This window comes from Radicibacter daui, assembly GCA_030657355.1.
GTDB lineage: Bacteria > Pseudomonadota > Alphaproteobacteria > Radicibacterales > Radicibacteraceae > Radicibacter > Radicibacter daui.
Genome location: CP131056.1, coordinates 2047058 through 2066371, shown reverse-complemented (window position 1 = coordinate 2066371; position 19314 = coordinate 2047058). Strand labels below are relative to the sequence as shown.

The following is a 19314-nucleotide window of genomic DNA, read 5'->3' as shown; positions in this document are numbered from 1 at the left end:
GGCATCCGCCAAGCGGCAAAGACAAAAGCCCCGGCCCGAAGGTTGAAAATAACCGTCGCGCCGGGGCTTTGCTGTGAGGCTGTGCGGATTGCCGGCCCCCGAAGGGAAGCTTTACTGCGCCGCCGTCTTCTCGCCATGGATGGCGCTGCCGCGGCCAGACAGGCTGGGATTGGTCATGAAGTAGACATGGGCATTGACCGAGTCCGGCTCCGAATGCGCACGGGTCCAGTTGCCGTCGCTGCCCAGTGTCCAGCTTTGCGCCTGATCCCAGAGGTTGGTCATCATCACCTGCTCCAGCACCTGCTGGTGCACAGTCGGATTCTCGATCGGCACCAGCGTCTCGATGCGGCGGTAGAGGTTGCGCGGCATCCAGTCGGCCGAGGAGATGTAGATGCGGGCCTTGGGCGACGGCAAACCATGGCCAGCTCCGAAGCAGGCGATGCGGCTGTGCTCGAGGAAACGGCCGACGATGCTCTTGACGCGGATATTCTCCGAGAGGCCCGGCACGCCGGGACGCAGGCAGCAGATGCCGCGCACGACCAGTTCCACCTTCACGCCGGCCTGGCTGGCGCGGTAGAGGGCATCGATCAGGCTTTCATCGACCAGGCTGTTGAGCTTCACCCACACCGCCGCCGGCCGCCCGGCTTCGGCATGGGCAATCTCGGCCTCGATATCCTCGATCAGCCGGTCGCGCAGGGTCAGCGGGGCGATGGCGAGTTTCTTCAGGTCCGCCGGCGTCGCGTAACCGGTCATATAGTTGAAGACCTTGGCCGCGTCGTCGCACAGGTCGCTATCGCAGGTGAAGAGCGACAGGTCGGTATAAATCTTGGCCGTGATCGGGTGGTAGTTGCCGGTTCCGAAGTGCGCATAGGACCTGAGGCCTTCCGCCTCGCGCCGCACCACCAACGACATCTTGGCGTGGGTCTTGAGCTCCATGAAGCCATAGACCACCTGCACGCCAGCCCGCTCCATCAGGCGCGCGAAGCCGATATTGGCTTCCTCGTCAAAGCGGGCCTTCAGCTCCACCATCGCCGTCACCGACTTGCCGGCATCGGCCGCCTCGATGAGCGCCTGCACGATCGGCGAGCCCTTGGAGGTGCGATAGAGCGTCTGCTTGATCGCCACCACATCCGGGTCGCGTGCCGCCTGCTGAATGAAGCGCACCACTACGTCGAAGCTCTCGTACGGATGGTGGACGAGAATGTCCTTCTGACGGATGGCAGCAAAGCAGTCGCCGCCGAAATCGCGGATGCGCTCGGGGAAACGGGCGCGATAGGGCGCGAACTGCAGGTCGGGCCGCTCGTCGATGATGAGTTCCTTGACGTCCACCACGCCGATCATGCCATCGAAGACGAAGACATCGGCCGGGTTGACGTCCAGCTGCTCGCGCACGAATTCGCGCAGCGCCTCCGGCATCATGTTGTCGACCGTCAGCCGCACCACGTTGCCGTGCCGGCGGCGCTTCAGCGCCGTCTCGAAGGTCACGACCAGGTCTTCCGCCTCTTCGTCGATCTCCATCTCGCTGTCGCGGATGATACGGAAGGTGCCCGAGGCCTTGAGTTCGAAACCCGGGAACAGATGGTCGAGGAACATGAGCATCACCTGCTCAAGCCGCACGAACCGCGCGCCCTTGCCCGGCAGGCGCACAAAGCGCGCGAGTTGGCCGGGGATGAAGACCAGCGCTTCCATGTTGAGGCTGCGCACCGGGTTATAGAGCTGCACCGCAAGGCTGAAGCCGCGGTTGGGGATGAAAGGGAACGGGTGCGCCGGATCGACCGCGATGGGGGTCAGGATCGGGAAGATGTCGGCATGGAACTTCTCTTCCAGCCACTTGCGCTCGGTGCGGTCGAGATCGGTGGTATCCACCACTTCCACGCCGGCGGCATTAAGCTCGGGGCTCAGTTCGCGCCAGCAGCGCTGCTGCTCGGCCATCAGGATCGCCACGCGCTCCTGGATACGCTGCAACTGCTGGGCCGGCGTCAGCCCGTCGCCGCTGTCCCCCGGCACGCCGGCAGCCACCTGGGCCTTAAGGCCGGCCACGCGCACCATGTAGAATTCGTCGAGGTTGCTGGAGGAGATGGAGAGAAAACGGACCCGCTCCAGCAGCGGGTGATTGCGGTTGAAGGCCTCTTCCAGCACGCGCTCATTGAACCCCAGCCAGGAAATCTCCCGGTTGATGAAGCGCTCCGGAGAATCAGCCGCAATCATGTTCATCTCAATCCTCTCCCTGGCCGTCTTTGTGGCCATCACGATGACGCTTTTCCGGGCAGCATGGAGGATCAGGCGGATTGTCCTCTGGACCCTCCCGACCAAATGGCGCACAATGTGCGCCCACCATGCCCATGCTCTCCGGTATCGCACCAAGAACGTTTCAATTACATGACAAAGGGGCGAAACAACCAAGAAATGACCGTGTTTTCTGACGAAGGGCGTCCTGCATCCAGCCCCGCAACGCCCAGAGCCGCTGCAAAAAACCCTGCCAGACGTACCCGTACCCTCATGCTGCTGCGCCATGCCAAGTCAGACTGGCAGGACTCAAGGCTGGACGATCATGACCGTCCGCTCGCCACGCGCGGCCTGCTTTCCGCCGGGCAGATGGGATATTACCTGCGTTCCAATCGTATCGCTGCTCCCGATCTTATCCTGTGTTCGACCGCCCGCCGCGCCCGCGACACACTCGCCATCATGCTGGCGGCCTGGGGCGAGCGCGTGCGCACGCGTTTTCTCAAGTCACTTTACCTGTGTGGCGGCGACGGTGTGATGCGGCGTGTGCACGCCGTGCCGGACGGTGTGCAGTCCCTGCTGATCGTCGGCCACAATCCGGACCTGCATGAGTTCGCCTGTGGTGTTGCCAGCACCGGCACGGCCGCGGCACTCGATGCCCTGCGCGACAACTTTGCCACCGGCACCCTTGCCCGGCTGGATGTTGGCGCGGCAAGCTGGCGTGACCTTCAATCGGGCGGCGCCCTTCTCGCCTTCACCCGCCCGCGCGACCTCGAGTGAAGCTCCGGCCCTGATGAAGAAAAAATCCGCACCGGCCGCCCAGCCCGCCGAGATCGAAATGAAATTTGCCCTGGCCGGCGCCAGCGGCGATCAGGTGATTGCTGCGCTGGTGGCCGGGGGAATGGCCGATCCAGCGGGCATCAAGGACCGGCGGCAGCAGGATAGTTATTACGACACCCCCGAGGCCCTGCTCGCCTCCGCCGGTTATGCGCTGCGCGTGCGCCATGTTGCCGATGGCTGGATACAGACCATCAAAAGCGCCGGCATCCGCGACGCGCTGGCGCCGGGCCTCTCCCTGCGCGGAGAGTGGGAGCGGCCCCTCACCACTCCGGCACCGGACCGCGGCGGCCTTGCCGATGCCGGTATCGAAACGCTGCTGCCGGCCGATGCCATCCTGACCATCGCCTTCAGCACCGACATCCGCCGCCGCACCATCCTGGTGCATCCGCGCCCGCTGTCGGTCGTCGAGATCGCCATCGACGAAGGCGAAATAAGGGCCGGAGACCACAGCACCCCCGTCAGTGAACTGGAGCTTGAACTGGTGCGCGGCAGCCTTGCCGACCTGTTCGAGGTCGCTCTCAACCTGCACAAGGCCACGCCGCTGCTGCCCTCGAGCGACAGCAAGGCTGCGCGGGGCTGGCGCCTTGCCCGCCTCGACGGTTTCGAGCCACGGATCGAAGGCGCGCTGGAGGCCGGCGCAACCAAGGCCGACAAGGGGGCTCCTAAACAGGGCCGCCATGGCGAGCCGACCGTTGGAGATGCCGCACGCGCCAGCCTGCGCCGCTGCCTGGCCCACCTTTCCGCCAACATGCCGCGCGCCCTTTCGGGCGATCCCGAAGGCGTGCACCAGTTCCGCGTTGCCATCCGCCGGCTGCGCGCAGCTTTCAGTTTCTTTTCTCCGGTGCTGCCGAAGGAGCGCACAAAAGATTTCCTCACCGGCATCAAGGAGCTTGCCGGTGCCGCCGGGGCTCTGCGCGACTGGGATGTGCTGAGCGGCAATACTCTGCCGGTGCTGGAAGCAGGCGGCCTCCTTGTCCGCGACACGCTACGGCGGGAAGCTGGCAAGCGCCGCGCCGCTGCTTTCACAGCCTTCAGCAAGCTGCTTTCCACCCCGCGGGTCACCCGGTTGCTGCTGGAACTTGCGCTGTGGATCGAGGCTGGAGGATGGAAAAAGGAGCTTTCCGAAAAGCGGGCTGCCCATCTGCGACAGCCGCTCGCCAAATTCGCCAGCAAGCGCCTGAAGCGGCAGAAAGGCGATCTCAAGGCCTTTGCCTCGGCAATGGACTGGGCGGATCTGGAGGCCTGCCACGAGCTTAGAAAAAAGTTCAAGAAATTCAGATATTCGCATGAATTTTATGAACAGTATGAAAAAAGCACGACTGCTTCCGTCAGTCGTAACAAGCAGGTTCAGGAAGTTTTCGGCACCCTCAACGATCTCGCCGTCGCCCGGGAGCACCTTTCGGGACTGAAGCGGGCCGGCGGTATTCCCGCCGCGCTCGCGATGATCGATGCCCGTATCGGCGAAACACAGCAGTCCCTGCCGGAAGCGTGGCGCCGCTTCAGTGGCAAGGAGCCGAAACTCCAGCCGACGCAGACAACAACTGACAAACCTCTGGCGCCCGAAGAGTGACCTGCTAGATCAGGTTTTGCCCGCCATCGATGCGAATGGTCTCGCCGGTCGTAAAGTCGCTTTCCATCAAAAACAGATAGGCTGCCGCCACGTCCCGCGGCGTTGCAATACGTCCTGCGGGCAGTCTCGGCGCCATCTGTGCAAAAAAGCCCGCCTTGGCATCACCAACCAGCTCGTCCCACATCGGGGTATCAACCCACCCCGGAGATACGACATTAACGCGGGCCGGCGCCAGTTCCAGCGCCAGAGCCCTGGCAAAATACCCGAAAGAGCCGGCAATTGCCGCCACGACAGAACCGCCAGGTACGGGAGGCCGGTCCTTGTTGATGCCGGAGGTGAAGGTCATCGAGCCATCAGGCACAAGGGCCCCGGCCGCATGTTTGGCGAGGATAACGGCCCCCATCAACTTGTTCTCCACGAAAGCCTTCACCGCCGCCACATCGGTCTCGCCGATTGGATAATTTGTCGGTGGCGTTCCCGCAGTCGCGACCAGATGATCAAAGCTGCCGATTTGCGCGAAGAGCCGTACGACCTCATCTTCCCGTGTCATGTCAGCGGAGAGGGGGATGACACTGCCTTGCCCTCCCAGCGATTGTTCCGCCACCTTCAGCTTTTCTGCGGAGCGCCCGATGATATAGGTCCGGGCTCCCTTGCTCAGGGCTGCCGCTGCAACGCCGAGCCCCACCCCGGAGCTTCCCCCCACGATTACGACTGTCTTGCCGGCAAGCGAAGACATGGCTTCCTCCGTTAAATTGTTTGAATTGGGTTGAGTGCCGAGGCGCCGAAGGGCGGTCAGCCCCGATAGGCACGCTCAAGATCGGCGATGATGATCTTCTTCATCCGGAACATGGCCTGCATGGCACGGCCGGCCTTCCCCCGGTCGGGATCCGCAATTATTTCAAGCAGGATGGTCGGCGTGATCTGCCAGTAGATGCCGAACTTGTCGGTCAGCCATCCGCAGGGCTGCTCCTTGCCGCCATCGGCAACCAGCGCGTCCCAGTACCGGTCGGTTTCCTCCTGATCGGCCGTTTCGACCAGCAAGGAGAACGCCTCGTTGTATGGCGGATGCGAATGGGCGTTCAGCGCGACAATCGGCTGGCCGGCCAACTCGAACTCGACACGCGACAGTTCGGGGTCTGGCAGATCAATACGGCGCAGGATTCTGGAATCCTTGAAAATCGAGACATAGAACGCGGCCGCCTCTTCGGCCTGGTTTTCAAACCAGAGATGGGGCTGGATTTTCGGCATGATGCTGCCCTCGGTTTTGCTGCTGTGTGAAAGAGAGAGAGCGAGGAGCGGAATTCTGCGAAAGCTCGCAGGACTGTCTGGCGACGAATGCTCACAAAAAATTTTGCATTCCACGCCGACAGTCCCTGCATTTTTTCTTCCAGTTTTCCTCAAACACAGCCGAAAGATTGCCCACATTGCCTATGGACGACAAACTACCTTTGCTGCAGGATTTGTGAGCTTTACTCACAGATTGCCATGAGCCGAAAACTTCCCCCGCTAACCGCTTTGCCGGCATTTGACGCTGCGGCGCGCCATCTGAGCTTCACGAGGGCCGCCACCGAGCTGAACCTGACGCATGGCGCGATCAGCCGCGCCATCCGCAATCTTGAGGACAGGCTCGGGCTGCAGCTCTTCGAGCGGGGAACGCGGTCCATGACGCTGACGCCCGCCGGCGCCGCCTATGCCACCGAGGTAGCAGCGGCGTTGGACCGGATCAGCGCAGCGACCATGATTGCAACCGCGCCGCGAGCCGCCGGGGTGCTCAATGTCAGTACGTCGGACGGGTTCGCAGGCCGCTGGCTGGTCCCCCGCCTGCATCGCTTCCATCGGGCCAATCGCGATATCGATGTGCGGCTCTCCACCTCAGGCGCGCTGGCCGACTTCGTCCGGGATGGCATCGACATCGCTATCCGCTACGGCACCGGCAACTATGACGGGGTGGAGGCAGAGCTTCTTTCTGAAGAAGAGGTGTTCCCGGTCTGCAGCCCCCGACTGCTGCACGGAGAGCATCCTTTGCTGGCGCCGGGCGACCTCAGGTACCACACGCTGATCCACGACAATTTCCGCATCGACTGGACTGCATGGCTAAGCCATGTCGGGCTGGAAGGCATCGACGCCCGCAGCGGCCTGAGCTTCGATTCAGCCACCTACGCCGTTGAAGCCGCTGTCCACGGCGAAGGCGTACTGCTCGGCCGGAGCGCTCTTGTATCGGCAGAGATGGCAGCCGGTCGGCTGATCTGCCCCTTCGATATCAGGATGAAATCCCGCTCGAAATATTATGTTGTCTATCTGGCAAGCGCCCTTCGCCAGAAGAAGGTCAGGGCCTTTCGCGACTGGCTTTTTGCGGAAATGGACGCCGACCGGAAGAAGCCGGCCTGAGGCCCGCTTTTCAGGGAATGATGTCGCCGGTCTTCTCTGCCGGATTGTCCGCAGGGTCTGCCGGCGCCGTATAAAAGTCGCTGTCGCGGTAGTTGCGTAGCAGGAAGCGCGTCACCACACCGATGACGGCGGCAATCGGGACGGCTACGAGCACGCCGGCGAAGCCGAGCAGGCTGCCGCCCGCCAGCAAAGCAAACATCACCCACACGGGGTGCAGACCTACCCTGTCCCCCACCAGTTTGGGCGTCAGGAAGTTGCCCTCGATGGCCTGCCCGAGGAAGAAGACGCCGGCGACGATCGCCACCCGCATCAGATCGTCGAACTGGCCGAACGCCACCGCCATGCTGAGGCCGAAGCCGATAAAGGCCCCGACATAGGGGATGAAGGAAAGAAAGCCCGCCAGCAGGCCGATCACCAGTCCGTAACTGAGCCCGGCGAGGCTGAGGCCGATGCCGTAATAGGCGGCCTGAATGAGGCACACCATCGCCTGGCCACGCACGAAGCCGGCAAGCGTGGTGTCGATCTTGCGGCATTCTTCGCGCAGTGTCGGCGCAAACCGCACCGGCAGCAGACCGTCGACCGCAGCAATCAGCCGGTCCCAGTCACGCAGCAGGTAAAAGGCGACCACCGGCGTCAGCACCGCCAGCGAGACAAGGTTGATAAGGGCCGCGCCGCCGCCAAGAAGTTTGCCGGCAAGGTCTGCGCCAATTCCGGCCACGGTGCTGCCGGCCTTGCCCACCGCGTCCGCCAGCGGATGGGCGCTGTCGGACGGAGCCAGCATCCTGATCTGGTAGATATAGGGAGCGGCCAGATCGCGCAGCCGCTCAATATAGCCCGGCAAGGCCGATACCAGCCCGGCAATCTGCTCTTCCAGCATCGGCAGCAGCAAGAAGAGCAGCCCGACGCACAGGGCGAAGAACAGAAGCACGATGCCAAAGGCCGCAAGCCCGCGCGGCACGCCGCGCGTCTCGATCTTGTCCGTTACCGGATCGAGAAAATAGGCGATTGCCATGCCGGCCAGGAACGGGCCCAGCACGCCGTTGAACAGCCACAGGAACAGCACCATAAGAACGACCACGACGATCCAGAACAGGACATGTCGGTCGAGGGGCATCGCTCTTGGCTGCGTCATTGCGTTCCTTTGCTACGAGTGTCGTACGGGGGCTGCGGTACTGGCGCCTCAGGCGCCGGTGCGGACCAGATGCAGGCCGGGGGTCAGCGGGCCGATGACGGGAGCGATACCGCCCGCAGCCGGCGTCCCGCTGTCATCGGTAATGCTGTAGCCGTTCTGCGCCAGCGCCTGCTGCAGTTGCGGGACGCCGCCGGTGTAGCGCACGCGGAACTGCACCTCATGCACGGTCAGCGATGTCACATCGATCCCTTGCACGAAGGGCAGGCCCGTCAGCAGCTTGCGCGCGGAAATCCAGTCCTGCAGCGAGCCGACCGGCAGCGTGAGATCAAGCGTGTCGGCATGCGCGCCGCCGGAGAAAGCGAGGCGTTTCCAGCTGTCTGCCACGGCATTGACGACCACGCCCTCGGCAAGCGCAAACCGGTCAGCAGCGGTCGCACCCTCCACGCCCGGCGGCACGCTCACGATATCGATGCCGCTGTCATTGAAGCCGGAGAGCCGGTGCAGGCGCAGCGTCAGCGCGCTGGTGGCGGTGACCGGATCGGGAGAGCCGGCCACCAGTTCGGCCACCACGGCCTCCTGCACATGATAACGGTCCAGCATCTGGCCGATCGCCTGCTGGTCGCCTTCGGCCGCCTGCTGGCCGCTGATGGTCGTCACGTCGCTAAGGTCGCCGTAGGGTACGGAAAGCGTGACGAGCGGGCTCTTGGGCGGCGTTGCCTGCCAGCTGTCGAACCAGGGATTTGCGCCTTCCCACAGGATGGGGCGGCTGCCGTCATTGTAAACCGGCAGCACCAGAAGGCCCGGCGCCTGCTTGTCGATATAGGGCACGCCCGCCCGCGTCAGCAGCGCGCCGACACCGGCCGGATCGAATCGGAACGTATAGGTACCGAGATAACGCACGGTGGAAGTGCGCTCGTTCTGTACCTCGAAATTACGGATGAGGTTGGTGAGCTCGTCATCACTCACCGGCGGCACGCGCACACGGTCTTCCGGCAGCACAAGCCGCTCGATCAGGCGCTGGAAGGCGTCGCGCTCGCCCTGCGCGCGGGCAATGTCGCGCGCCTTGGCGGCGTTGTCTGAGGTGGCGTCGACGGCAACATCATGCACGGCAAACAGCTCGGCCCCCGGCCGCTGCACCTCGCGCGTCGCTGCCGGGCCCAGCCCCTGGGCACGGGCCTCGGTGGCAAGACCGGGCAAGGCAACCATAGCCGCCAGCGCCAGCCCGGCCAGAAGGCCGGCGCGCGCGCGCTTTCCGGCACTCCGGACGGGCGCAAAAGCAGGGACAATCCCGGCGATGCTTGTCATGCTTGCCACAGCTACTTGCCTTTCTTGTTCCGACGCTGCCCGGAAGGCTGCTCGCCTTGTTGTTTCCGGATCGCGCCCCGACTATAACGGCCCCGATCCGTTCCGGCAGCCGCTTGTTTGACGGCGGCTTTCGTTTTTCACCCGCCGGGTCCAGTACCCGGCGATGATCGACCCTTTGTGACACTACGCCTCACCTTCACATAAGGATGCGCGTCTTGACCGATAAGCCCTCCTCCGCCCCCGCCGGCACCACCTACCGCGACGCCGGCGTCGACATTGACGCGGGCGACGCGCTGGTCGAGGCGATCAAGCCGCTGGCCGCTTCCACGCGCCGCCCCGGCATGTTTGGCGGGCTTGGCGGCTTCGGCGCCGTGTTCGATCCCAAGGCCGCCGGCTACAAGGATCCGCTGCTGGTCTCCTCCACCGATGGCGTCGGCACCAAGCTCAAGGTCGCCATCGAGGCCGACAAGCATGACACGGTCGGCATCGACCTCGTCGCCATGTGCGTGAATGATCTTGTCGTGCAGGGCGCCGAGCCGCTGTTCTTCCTCGACTATTTCGCTACCGGCAAGCTGGCGGTCGAAACCGCCCGTCAGGTCATCGCCGGCATCGCCGAAGGTTGCCGCATCTCCGGCTCCGCCCTCGTCGGCGGTGAGACGGCCGAGATGCCGGGCATGTATGAAGATGGCCATTACGACCTCGCCGGCTTCTCCGTCGGTGCTGTCGAGCGCGATGAGATCATCGACGGCTCGCTGGTCAAGGAAGGCGACGTGCTGCTCGGCCTCGAGAGTGATGGCGTGCACTCCAACGGCTATTCTCTGGTGCGCCACCTCGTGAAGAAGAGCGGCCTCACCTATGCCGATCCGGCCCCCTTCGCTCCGGGCAAGAGCCTTGGCGAAGCGCTGATGACGCCGACCCGTATTTATGTGAAGCCGCTTCTGGCCGCCATCAAGGCAGGCGGCGTGCATGCCATGGCCCACATCACCGGCGGCGGCCTGCCCGACAACCTGCCGCGCGTGCTGCCGGAAGGCCACGGCGCCGACCTCGACGCCGCGAGCTGGGATCTGAACCCGGTCTTCCGCTGGCTGAAGGGCGTGGGCAATGTGGCCGACGCAGAACTGGCGCGCACCTTCAACTGCGGCATCGGCATGATCGTCGTCGTGGCGCCGGAACGCGCCGAGGCCCTCTCCGCCCTGCTGGCGGCCGAAGGCGAGCGTGTGCGCCGCATCGGTACCATCGTGCGCCGGGCCGAAGGCGGCGTGAAGCTGACCGGTACGGAAAAGGCCTGGGCGTGAGCGGCAGCAAGCTGAAGCTTGCCGTTCTCATCTCCGGGCGCGGCAGCAACCTCCAGGCTCTCATCGACGCCGCTGCCGATCCGGCCTTCCCGGCCGAGATCGCGCTGGTGCTCTCCAATGTCGAGGGCGCCTACGGGCTTGAGCGGGCGCGCCTGGCCGGTATCCCCACCGCCACCATCCCCCACAAGGGCATGGGTGGCGGCGAGGCCGGACGCCGGGCGCACGAAGCACTGATCGATGCACGCCTGCGGGAAGCCGGGGCGGAGCTGATCTGCCTTGCCGGCTATATGCGCCTGCTGACGCCCTTCCTGGTGGATGGCTGGCACGACCGAATGATCAACATTCACCCGGCCCTGCTGCCGAGCTACAAGGGCCTCCACACCCATGAGCGGGCACTGGAAGACGGCGTGCGCCTGCATGGCTGCACGGTGCATTACGTGCGCACCGAAATGGATGCCGGCCCCATCATCGTCCAGGCCGCCGTGCCGGTACTGTCGGGCGATACGCCGGACAGCCTCGCCGCCCGCGTGCTGACTGCCGAACACAAGGCCTATCCGCTTGCCGTTCGCCTGATCGCCGACGGGCGTACCCGGGTGGAGGGCATGGTGGTGCATATCGAACAGCGCCCGGGCGATGAGGCCGGGCTCTTGATGAGCCCCTCGCCCTGAGAGCCCTGGCCACTGGCGCTTATTGAAAATTACCCGGTAACACCGTACGGTTTTGGTCTCGCAAGATTTATGGAGCCGCAAGAGCTCCGCATCAGGGGAAGCGCAAGATGGCCAGTTCCGGTAACCGTAGCGTCGATTTCGATCAGATGACCCGCGACCGCCTGGCGGGCTGGCATAGCTTCACCAACATTTCCAAGGTGGTGGTCGGCCTCATCATCGTCGCTCTGCTCGGCATGTGGGCCTTCCTGGTCTGAAAGCCGGACTCTTTGAGCTGAAATAAAAAACGGCCCCGGAAATCCGGGGCCGTTTTCTTTTGTGCGGAAGCTTCAGTTGAAGCTTAGCCGACGATCTCGGTGCCGGCGAAGAAGTAGGAAACTTCGATCGCGGCGTTCTCGAGGCTGTCGGAGCCATGCACGGAGTTGGCTTCGATGGATTCGGCGAAATCCTTGCGGATGGTGCCGTCAGCAGCGTTGGCCGGGTTGGTGGCGCCCATGATCTCACGGTTGCGCAGCACGGCATTCTCGCCTTCCAGAACCTGCAGCACCACCGGGCCGGAGATCATGAAGGACACGAGCTCGCCGAAGAAGGGGCGCTCACGGTGCACGGCGTAGAACTGCTCGGCCTCGGCCTTGCTCAGCTGCACGCGCTTCTGGGCGACGATGCGCAGGCCGGCATCTTCGAAACGGGCGTTGATCTTGCCGGTCAGGTTACGACGGGTAGCATCCGGCTTGATGATCGAGAGGGTACGTTCGACGGCCATTACTTTGGGCTCCTTGGAGCAGATGTCTCTGCCTGGTGGGAATTCGCTGGCTTTCGTCCGCGAGGCTTCTCCCACGCAAGGATCAGGGCAGATGCCCGGGCGCGGGGTCTTCGCGAGACAAAAATCCGGCCATGCAGGCAGGAGACGGAATGTCTGCTGCCCGGCAACCGGCCGGGAACGGCGGCCTTATACGCCGCGCACGCCCGCACTGCAACAAAATGCGAGCAAATTTAAGGAAAAAGATGTGTCCCGGCGCCCGCGGGCGCCCGGCTCACGAAAGCTGCGGCTTGAAGCCGGCGTAGTCCAGCTCCAGCGACCAGAAGCGCTCGAGACGGCGCATCAGCTCGTTGCACTGGTCCAGTTCCTTTTCCGACGGAGCGGAGGAGCCCAGCTGGCCGATATGGCGCTCGAACAGCACACGCACCCGGCCGCGCAGTTCCAGCCCCTTTTCCGACAGGCGCACCCGCACGGAGCGGCGGTCATGGGCGCTGCGCTCCTGCGTGATATAGCCGTTCTCGACCATCTTCTTCACGTTGTAGGAGACGTTGGAGCCGAGGTAGTAGCCGCGTGCGGTCAATTCGCCCACTGTCAGCTCGTCCTCACCGATATTATAGAGGATGAGAGCCTGAACGTTGTTGATGTCCTGGATATTGAAGCGATCAAGCTCCGACTTCAAAACATCAAGGAAATGCCGGTGCAGGCGTTCGATCAGTACGATGGTTTCATAATACGCGTTCTGCACGACGCTCTCCGCCCTGGATCGAGGCAACGCAACCCTTCCACCCGAACCCTTTGCAGGGGAAGTTAACGATTGCTGCCTTACTCTAGTAATTTAACTATTCCGGACGAACAATAGTAAAGACTTATCCGGGAACACATTCTGTAACTCTGGATGGCGATACCGGTCCATTTCCGGTCGCCTGAGAGGCCCCCAAAGAGGTTTTTGATGCCGAGCTATCCCCTCACCCGTCCGCGCCGCCTGCGTACCCATGGCTGGATCCGTTCCATGGTGGCCGAGAATGTGCTCACCCCCGCCGATTTCATCTGGCCGGTCTTCGTGATCGAGGGAGAGGGCAAGCGCGAGGCGGTGGCTTCCATGCCGGGGGTCGACCGGCTCTCGATCGATCTTCTGGTCGAGGCGGCACGCGAAGCTGCCTCGCTCGGCATCCCTGCCCTCGCCCTCTTCCCGGTTGTAACCGCCGAGTTCAAGAGCGAGGACGGACGCGAGGCCTGGCGAGCGGACAATCTGATGCACCGGGCCATCGCAGCGGTCAAAAAGGCCGTGCCGGATATCGGGCTCGTGTGCGACGTGGCACTCGACCCCTATACCACCCACGGCCATGACGGGCTGATGGAAGGCGACGAGATCGTCAACGACGCCAGTGTCGATGCGCTGGTGAAGATGGCCCTGGCCCAGGCCCGTGCCGGCGCCGACGTCATTGCGCCGTCTGACATGATGGACGGCCGCATCGCCGCCATCCGCACCGCGCTGGAGCAGGAGCGCTTCTTCAACACCAAAATCATGGCCTATTCGGCCAAATACGCTTCTGCCTTTTATGGCCCTTTCCGCGACGCGCTTGGCAACAAGAGCGCGCTCAAGGGTGACAAGCGCACCTACCAGATGGATCCGGCCAACAGCGACGAGGCCATCCGCGAGGTTGAACTCGACCTTGAGGAAGGGGCCGACATGGTGATGGTGAAGCCTGGCCTGCCCTATCTCGATATCGTGCGCCGGGTGAAGGACAGTTTCGGCGTGCCCACCTTCGCCTATCACGTCTCCGGCGAGTACGCGATGGTCAAGGCCGCCGGCCAGCTTGGCTGGCTCGATGCCGATCGGGCGATGGCCGAATGCCTCATGGCCTTCAAGCGCGCCGGGGCGGACGGCATCCTCACCTATGCCGCCATGGATCTGGCCCGCAAGATCGCCGGGCGCTGAAAAGCTTGGCTCAGTAACCGAGGAAGCCCAGAAAAGCGATTGCGGCGCGGTCATGCCAGGGCGCGCCGCCCGCTTTGCGCCTGCCCCGGTCATGGAAGCCGACATGGCCGCCCGAGCACGGCAGCAGCGCTGCCAGAGCGGGGGCAGACTTCCAGTCATAGGCAAGGTAGGGCGCAGCCGGGATCCAGGGATCGTCCTGCGCGTGGATGAGAAGGGTCGGCCTTCGGATGGCATTCAGCCGCCCCAGCGCACTTGTCCGGCGATAATAGTCTTCAGCCCCGCGATATCCGCCGATGGGCGCCACCACCTTTTCATCATAATCGACCGTTGTGCGCACATCTGACAGCAGCGCCTCCGGCACCGGCTCGGCCAGAATGCGCACGCCGCGCTTCATCTCCGCCAGCAGCCAGTTGTGATAAATCCGGTTGCGGCGCTTCAGGAACGTCTTGCTCGTCGCCAGCATATCGATGGGCGCGGAGACGCTGACGGCGCCGATCACCCGGCTGTCATCGCCAAGGTCGCCCATCATGTTGAGCAGGATGTTGGCGCCCAGCGAATAGCCTACCCAGAAGGTGCCGCGCGGGGCGAGCCCTGCTGCGGCGATGGCCGACAGCGCCTCAGCCAGATCCTCGCTGCGCCCGGCATGGTAGATGCTACGGCACCAAGGCGCCGTGCTGCCGGCCCCGCGCATGTTGAGCGTCAGCACCGGATATCCCGCCGCCAGCATCGCCCGCGCGGTCGAACGGCTGTTGATGCCGGTCTCGCTGCCCGTCAGTCCATGCACGATCACCACCAGCGGACGGGCTGCGGTGCGGGCGCGCTCATAAAGCGTCCCCGATAGCCGGTCGCCATCGGCAAGGGTCAGCTGCCAAGCCTCGCCCGACCAGTCCGCTACCGATGCCTCGGCGCGTGTCAGCCAGTTGCGCAAGGTTTGCAGGTCACCGCCGATCCAGGGCAGTCCGGTACTGAGGGGGGCGAATTCGAACGGGAGCGTCATCAGGCAGCAAATTAGGACGCGGGCTTACAACGGCAACAGGAGCAACAGAAGGCCTGCAGCAGAGACCGGAAATCGCCCGGCTGAAGCTTCCAAACCGACTCATCGGCCTTTCGCGCATTGTCAGCGGCTTAAGCACCCCGTCTTGTGGTTATAGGGGCCTCCGAAGGGCACATATAGCCCCTCAAACCGTCAAAAAAGGCGAGATTGTGGTAAATAGATTGCCGGTTGCGTCAATTCGCCCCATAGTGCCAGCGTGATACCAGACTCTGGAAAAACCGGAGCGCACACATCAAAGAACTGGGAGAAAATGTCTATGACTGCTGGGCTCTCGGACAACTATTCCGGGCGGCGGAGCGCCGGAATGACCGCGGGTGAGCGCAAGGTCATCCTTGCCTCTTCCCTTGGCACCGTTTTCGAATGGTACGACTTCTACCTCTACGGATCGCTGGCTGGCCAGATCGCCAAACAGTTCTTCTCCGGCGTAAACCCCACCGCCGCCTTCATCTTCACCCTCATGGCTTTTGCCGCCGGCTTCATCGTGCGCCCCTTCGGCGCCCTGATCTTCGGCCGCCTGGGTGACCTTGTCGGTCGCAAATACACCTTCCTCGTCACCATCCTCATCATGGGCCTGTCGACGTTCCTCGTCGGTATCCTGCCCACCTATGCCGCCATCGGCTTCGCAGCGCCGGTCATCCTCGTCATCCTGCGCCTGCTGCAGGGTCTGGCGCTGGGTGGTGAATATGGCGGTGCGGCGACCTACGTCGCCGAGCACGCCCCGCACGGCAAGCGCGGCAACTTCACCTCCTACATCCAGATTACGGCGACCTTCGGCCTCTTCATGTCGCTGATCGTCATCCTGCTGTGCCGCAGCCTCATGTCGACGGAAACCTTCGACGCCTGGGGCTGGCGCGTGCCGTTCCTGATCTCGTTCCTGCTGCTGCTGATCTCCGTGTGGATCCGCCTCAAGCTGAACGAATCCCCGATGTTCCAGAAGATGAAGGAAGAAGGCACGCACTCGAAGTCGCCGCTGAAGGACAGCTTCGCCAACTGGTCCAACCTCAAGATCGTTATCCTCGCCCTGCTCGGCGCCGTCGCCGGCCAGGCCGTGGTCTGGTACACAGGCCAGTTCTACGCCCTGTTCTTCCTGACCAAGATCGTGTCGATCGACGGAACAACGGCCAACATCATGATCGCCATAGCCCTGGCGATCGCGACACCGTTCTTCGTCGTCTTCGGCACCCTCTCCGACCGTATCGGCCGCAAGCCGGTGATCATGCTGGGCCTTGCGCTTGCCGTGCTCACCTACTTCCCGATCTTCAAGGGCATCACCCATTTCGGCAACCCGGCCCTTGAGGCCGCTGCCGAAAGCTCGCCGGTCGTCGTTGTCGCCGATCCGGGTGAGTGCTCGTTCCAGTTCAACCCGACAGCAACCGCTTCCTTCACCAGCTCGTGCGACATTGCCAAGGCGGCTCTTGCCGGCCGCGGCGTGCCCTACAGCAACGAGGCGGCTCCGGCCGGCACCGTGGCGCAGATCAAGGTCGGCTCCACGGTTATCGATGCCTACAACGGCTCGGATGCTGACGCTGCCGCCAAGAAGGGGGCTTTCGGCACCGGTGTTGCTGAAGCGCTGAAGACGGCGGGGTATCCGGCCAAGGCCGACCCGGCCCAGGTCAACTACTTCATGGTCACCGTGCTGCTCACCATCCTCGTTCTCTATGTGACGATGGTGTACGGCCCGATTGCAGCCATGCTGGTCGAAATGTTCCCGACCCGCATCCGCTACAGCTCCATGTCGCTGCCGTACCATATCGGCAACGGCTGGTTCGGCGGCCTGCTGCCCACCACCTCCTTCGCCATCGTGGCGACCACCGGCAATATCTATTCCGGCCTGTGGTACCCGGTCGCGATTGCAGCGATGAGCCTGGTGATCGGCATCCTGTTCCTGCGGGAAACCAAGGACACCGACATCACCAAGTAAGCGGCCTTGCCTCCGCCGCCAGCGGGGGCAAGTTCACCCTGACTGCAACCACCTGAAAGCCTGCCCGCCAAAACGGGCAGGCTTTTTTCTTTCGCCTTCCGGTGAGATGCCCCTGCGGCACCCATGCCGCACCTGCGCTCACAGGCTTCCGCCCTGCACGGCCAGCAGAGCGCACCCCTGTTTTTTGCATGGAAGGATCAAGGGGATAGCGGCGCTACTATCGGTTTCCGGCCTTCTTTGCATGTGCAGCATTGTCTGCTGTTCGTGGAACGGCGGCCGGTTTTCCAGTTGCGGAGCCTACCGGACCCATGCGCTTGCCCCTTCTCGCCCTTGCCGTCGCCTCCTTCGGGATTGGAACGACGGAATTCGTCATCATGGGGCTGCTGCCGGATGTGGCGCAGGATCTGGGTGTCAGCATCCCGCGCGCTGGCCTGCTGGTTTCCGGTTATGCCCTTGGCGTCACCATCGGCGCGCCGATCCTGGCGATGGCGACCGCTCGCCTGCACCGGCGCACCGCTCTTTTGATGCTCATCGGCATCTTCATTCTCGGTAACCTGCTCTGCGCCATTGCGCCCACCTACTGGTCACTGATGGCCGCCCGCATCGTGACGGCCTTCTGCCACGGCGCCTTCTTCGGCATCGGCTCGGTGGTGGCTGCGGAGATCGTGCCGCCGAACCAGCGTGCCCAGGCCATCGCCATGATGTTCGCCGGCCTTACCCTCGCCAATGTACTGGGCGTGCCCTTCGGCACCGCGCTCGGTCAGGCGCTCGGCTGGCGCTCCACCTTCTGGGTGGTGACCGGCATCGGCGTTGCCGCGGCGCTCGCGCTGGTCAAGTTCCTGCCGCGCGGCATGCAAGGCTCAGGCGGCGGCCTGCTCAGCGAAGTGCGCGTGCTGCGGCGGCCGCAGGTGCTGCTGGCCATGCTGATCAGCGTGCTTGCCTCCGCCAGCCTGTTTGCCGTCTTCACCTATATCGCGCCGATCCTGCAGCAGGTCACCGGCGTCAGCCCGCATGGCGTCACCTACATCCTGCTGGTGTTCGGCCTTGGCCTTACCTTCGGCAACTTTGCCGGCGGCTGGCTGGCCGACAAGCGCCTGATGCCGACACTGATCGGCATCTTCATCCTGCTGGCACTGGTGCTGGCGGCCTTTACCGAAGCCGCCCACAATGTGGTGCCGGCCGTCATCGCCATCTTCATCTGGGGCATCCTGGCCTTCGCCCTCGTCTCCCCGCTGCAAATTCGCGTGGTGAACGAGGCGGTCGGCGCTCCCAACATTGCCTCTACCCTCAATCAGGGTGCCTTCAATCTCGGCAATGCCAGCGGCGCCTGGATCGGCGGCCTCGCCATCGATGGCGGGCTTTCCTATGGCGGCATCCCCTGGATCGGCGCGGCACTGGCACTCGTGGCTCTTGCCTTCACCGTCTATTCCTGGGCTCTCGACCGCCGCGAGGCCCTGCCGGAAGCCGCTGCCGGCGCCTGAGTGCCGACAGCAAAACGGACAAACAAAAAGAGCGCCCGGCAAGGCGCTCTTTTTCATTTCCCCTGCTCCGCTCTCTTCAGGCGCAGCGGTCGTAACGGCCGCGGAAATAAAGCAGCGGCTTGCCCTGCCGGGTCGGTCGCACTTCCCTGACCTCACCCACGATGATCTGGTGATCGCCGCCCTCATGCACCGCATGCAGCTCGCACTCCATCGAGGCAAGACAGCCGTCGAAAAGCGGCATGCCGGTCACCGGACCCGGATACCAGTCGAACCCCTGCCAGCGATCATCCACCGGCGCGGCAAAGCGGGCAGAGACACTCTGCTGGTCTTCCGCCAGCACATTGATGGCAAACCTGCCAGCGGCGTCGAAGGCAGCAAGGCTGGTGGCATTGCGGTCGAGACAGAACAGCACCAGCGGCGGATCGAGCGACACCGAGGTGAAGGAATTGACGGTGACCCCGACCGGCTCACCCTGGTCACCAAGCGTGGTAATCACGGCGATACCGGTGGCATAGCACCCCATCGTCGCGCGAAATTCCATCGGATCGATCTTCATCTTTGCCTTGTGCCACAGTTACCGGTGCCGCGCCCTCGTGCGAACCATTCTCCGCCGGCCCCGTGAGCGCTACCGCACCTTGCCGGTCAGGGCAAGGGAAAGCGCCACACTTGCGGGCAGGGCAGCGATGCATGCCCGGCGATGCGAGCACCGGCTCCGGATGCGTTGCCGACGCACCGTCCTAT

At 63.7% G+C, this 19314-nt stretch carries 18 protein-coding genes; 9 read left to right on the top strand and 9 right to left on the bottom strand.

Going from position 1 to position 19314, the window contains the following annotated elements; genetic code table 11:
* Positions 1-111 precede the first annotated feature (111 nt).
* Positions 112-2214, bottom strand: a complete 2103-nt coding sequence (locus QTL98_RS09690; protein WP_445682014.1) for an RNA degradosome polyphosphate kinase — start codon at positions 2212-2214, stop codon at positions 112-114.
* Between the two features lie 192 nt (positions 2215-2406).
* Here QTL98_RS09690 and QTL98_RS09685 point away from each other — a divergent pair, with 192 nt between their 5' ends.
* Together QTL98_RS09685 and QTL98_RS09680 are read left to right on the top strand one after the other, a co-directional pair.
* Complete coding sequence (locus QTL98_RS09685) at positions 2407-3003, top strand: SixA phosphatase family protein (protein WP_445682013.1); 597 nt, start codon at positions 2407-2409, stop codon at positions 3001-3003.
* A gap of 13 nt (positions 3004-3016) precedes the next feature.
* Positions 3017-4633: a CYTH and CHAD domain-containing protein gene (locus QTL98_RS09680; protein ID WP_445682012.1), complete on the top strand. Its 1617-nt coding sequence runs from the start codon at positions 3017-3019 to the stop codon at positions 4631-4633.
* Between the two features lie 4 nt (positions 4634-4637).
* On the opposite strand, the gene QTL98_RS09675 is transcribed toward QTL98_RS09680, so the two are convergent.
* Positions 4638-5369: an SDR family oxidoreductase gene (locus tag QTL98_RS09675; protein ID WP_445682011.1), complete on the bottom strand. Its 732-nt coding sequence runs from the start codon at positions 5367-5369 to the stop codon at positions 4638-4640.
* Positions 5370-5425: 56 nt separating this feature from the next.
* Positions 5426-5995, bottom strand: a complete 570-nt coding sequence (locus tag QTL98_RS09670; protein ID WP_445682010.1) for a VOC family protein — start codon at positions 5993-5995, stop codon at positions 5426-5428.
* 123 nt (positions 5996-6118) lie between these two features.
* Between QTL98_RS09670 and QTL98_RS09665 the strand changes: the two genes are divergently transcribed.
* The gene (locus QTL98_RS09665) at positions 6119-7021 is read left to right on the top strand and encodes a transcriptional regulator GcvA (protein ID WP_445682009.1); all 903 of its coding nucleotides are present in this window, start codon (positions 6119-6121) and stop codon (positions 7019-7021) included.
* 10 nt (positions 7022-7031) lie between these two features.
* On the opposite strand, the gene QTL98_RS09660 is transcribed toward QTL98_RS09665, so the two are convergent.
* Together QTL98_RS09660 and QTL98_RS09655 are read right to left on the bottom strand one after the other, a co-directional pair.
* Positions 7032-8135: an AI-2E family transporter gene (locus QTL98_RS09660; protein WP_445682008.1), complete on the bottom strand. Its 1104-nt coding sequence runs from the start codon at positions 8133-8135 to the stop codon at positions 7032-7034.
* A 66-nt stretch (positions 8136-8201) separates the two neighbouring features.
* Positions 8202-9458, bottom strand: a complete 1257-nt coding sequence (locus QTL98_RS09655) for a DUF2066 domain-containing protein (protein ID WP_445682007.1) — start codon at positions 9456-9458, stop codon at positions 8202-8204.
* A gap of 206 nt (positions 9459-9664) precedes the next feature.
* Between QTL98_RS09655 and purM the strand changes: the two genes are divergently transcribed.
* The 3 genes from purM to QTL98_RS09640 all read left to right on the top strand — a co-directional run bounded on the left by purM (position 9665) and on the right by QTL98_RS09640 (position 11675).
* The gene (purM, locus tag QTL98_RS09650) at positions 9665-10753 is read left to right on the top strand and encodes a phosphoribosylformylglycinamidine cyclo-ligase (RefSeq protein WP_445682006.1); all 1089 of its coding nucleotides are present in this window, start codon (positions 9665-9667) and stop codon (positions 10751-10753) included.
* On the top strand, positions 10750-11421 hold the full coding sequence (gene purN, locus QTL98_RS09645; RefSeq protein WP_445682005.1) for a phosphoribosylglycinamide formyltransferase: 672 nt from the start codon (positions 10750-10752) through the stop codon (positions 11419-11421). The genes purM and purN overlap by 4 nt, the downstream gene beginning before the upstream one ends.
* Before the next feature lie 107 nt (positions 11422-11528).
* Entirely contained in the window at positions 11529-11675 is a 147-nt protein-coding gene (locus QTL98_RS09640) for a hypothetical protein (RefSeq protein WP_445682004.1), read from the top strand.
* Between the two features lie 83 nt (positions 11676-11758).
* Here the strand turns inward: QTL98_RS09640 and ndk are convergent, their stop codons facing one another.
* Positions 11759-12181: a nucleoside-diphosphate kinase gene (gene ndk, locus QTL98_RS09635; protein ID WP_445682003.1), complete on the bottom strand. Its 423-nt coding sequence runs from the start codon at positions 12179-12181 to the stop codon at positions 11759-11761.
* A gap of 271 nt (positions 12182-12452) precedes the next feature.
* Positions 12453-12923 (bottom strand): MarR family winged helix-turn-helix transcriptional regulator, encoded by a 471-nt coding sequence (locus tag QTL98_RS09630; RefSeq protein ID WP_445682002.1) that lies wholly within the window; start codon positions 12921-12923, stop codon positions 12453-12455.
* A 204-nt stretch (positions 12924-13127) separates the two neighbouring features.
* On the opposite strand from QTL98_RS09630, the gene hemB reads away from it, so the two are divergent.
* The gene (gene hemB, locus QTL98_RS09625; RefSeq protein WP_445682001.1) at positions 13128-14117 is read left to right on the top strand and encodes a porphobilinogen synthase; all 990 of its coding nucleotides are present in this window, start codon (positions 13128-13130) and stop codon (positions 14115-14117) included.
* Positions 14118-14127: 10 nt separating this feature from the next.
* Here hemB and QTL98_RS09620 read toward each other — a convergent pair whose 3' ends face one another.
* Positions 14128-15114 (bottom strand): YheT family hydrolase, encoded by a 987-nt coding sequence (locus tag QTL98_RS09620; RefSeq protein ID WP_445682000.1) that lies wholly within the window; start codon positions 15112-15114, stop codon positions 14128-14130.
* A 361-nt stretch (positions 15115-15475) separates the two neighbouring features.
* Between QTL98_RS09620 and QTL98_RS09615 the strand changes: the two genes are divergently transcribed.
* Positions 15476-17092 (top strand): MFS transporter, encoded by a 1617-nt coding sequence (locus QTL98_RS09615; RefSeq protein ID WP_445681999.1) that lies wholly within the window; start codon positions 15476-15478, stop codon positions 17090-17092.
* A gap of 308 nt (positions 17093-17400) precedes the next feature.
* Positions 17401-18573, top strand: a complete 1173-nt coding sequence (locus tag QTL98_RS09610; protein WP_445681998.1) for an MFS transporter — start codon at positions 17401-17403, stop codon at positions 18571-18573.
* 76 nt (positions 18574-18649) lie between these two features.
* On the opposite strand, the gene QTL98_RS09605 is transcribed toward QTL98_RS09610, so the two are convergent.
* Complete coding sequence (locus QTL98_RS09605) at positions 18650-19129, bottom strand: flavin reductase family protein (RefSeq protein WP_445681997.1); 480 nt, start codon at positions 19127-19129, stop codon at positions 18650-18652.
* Between the last annotated feature and the right edge of the window lie 185 nt (positions 19130-19314).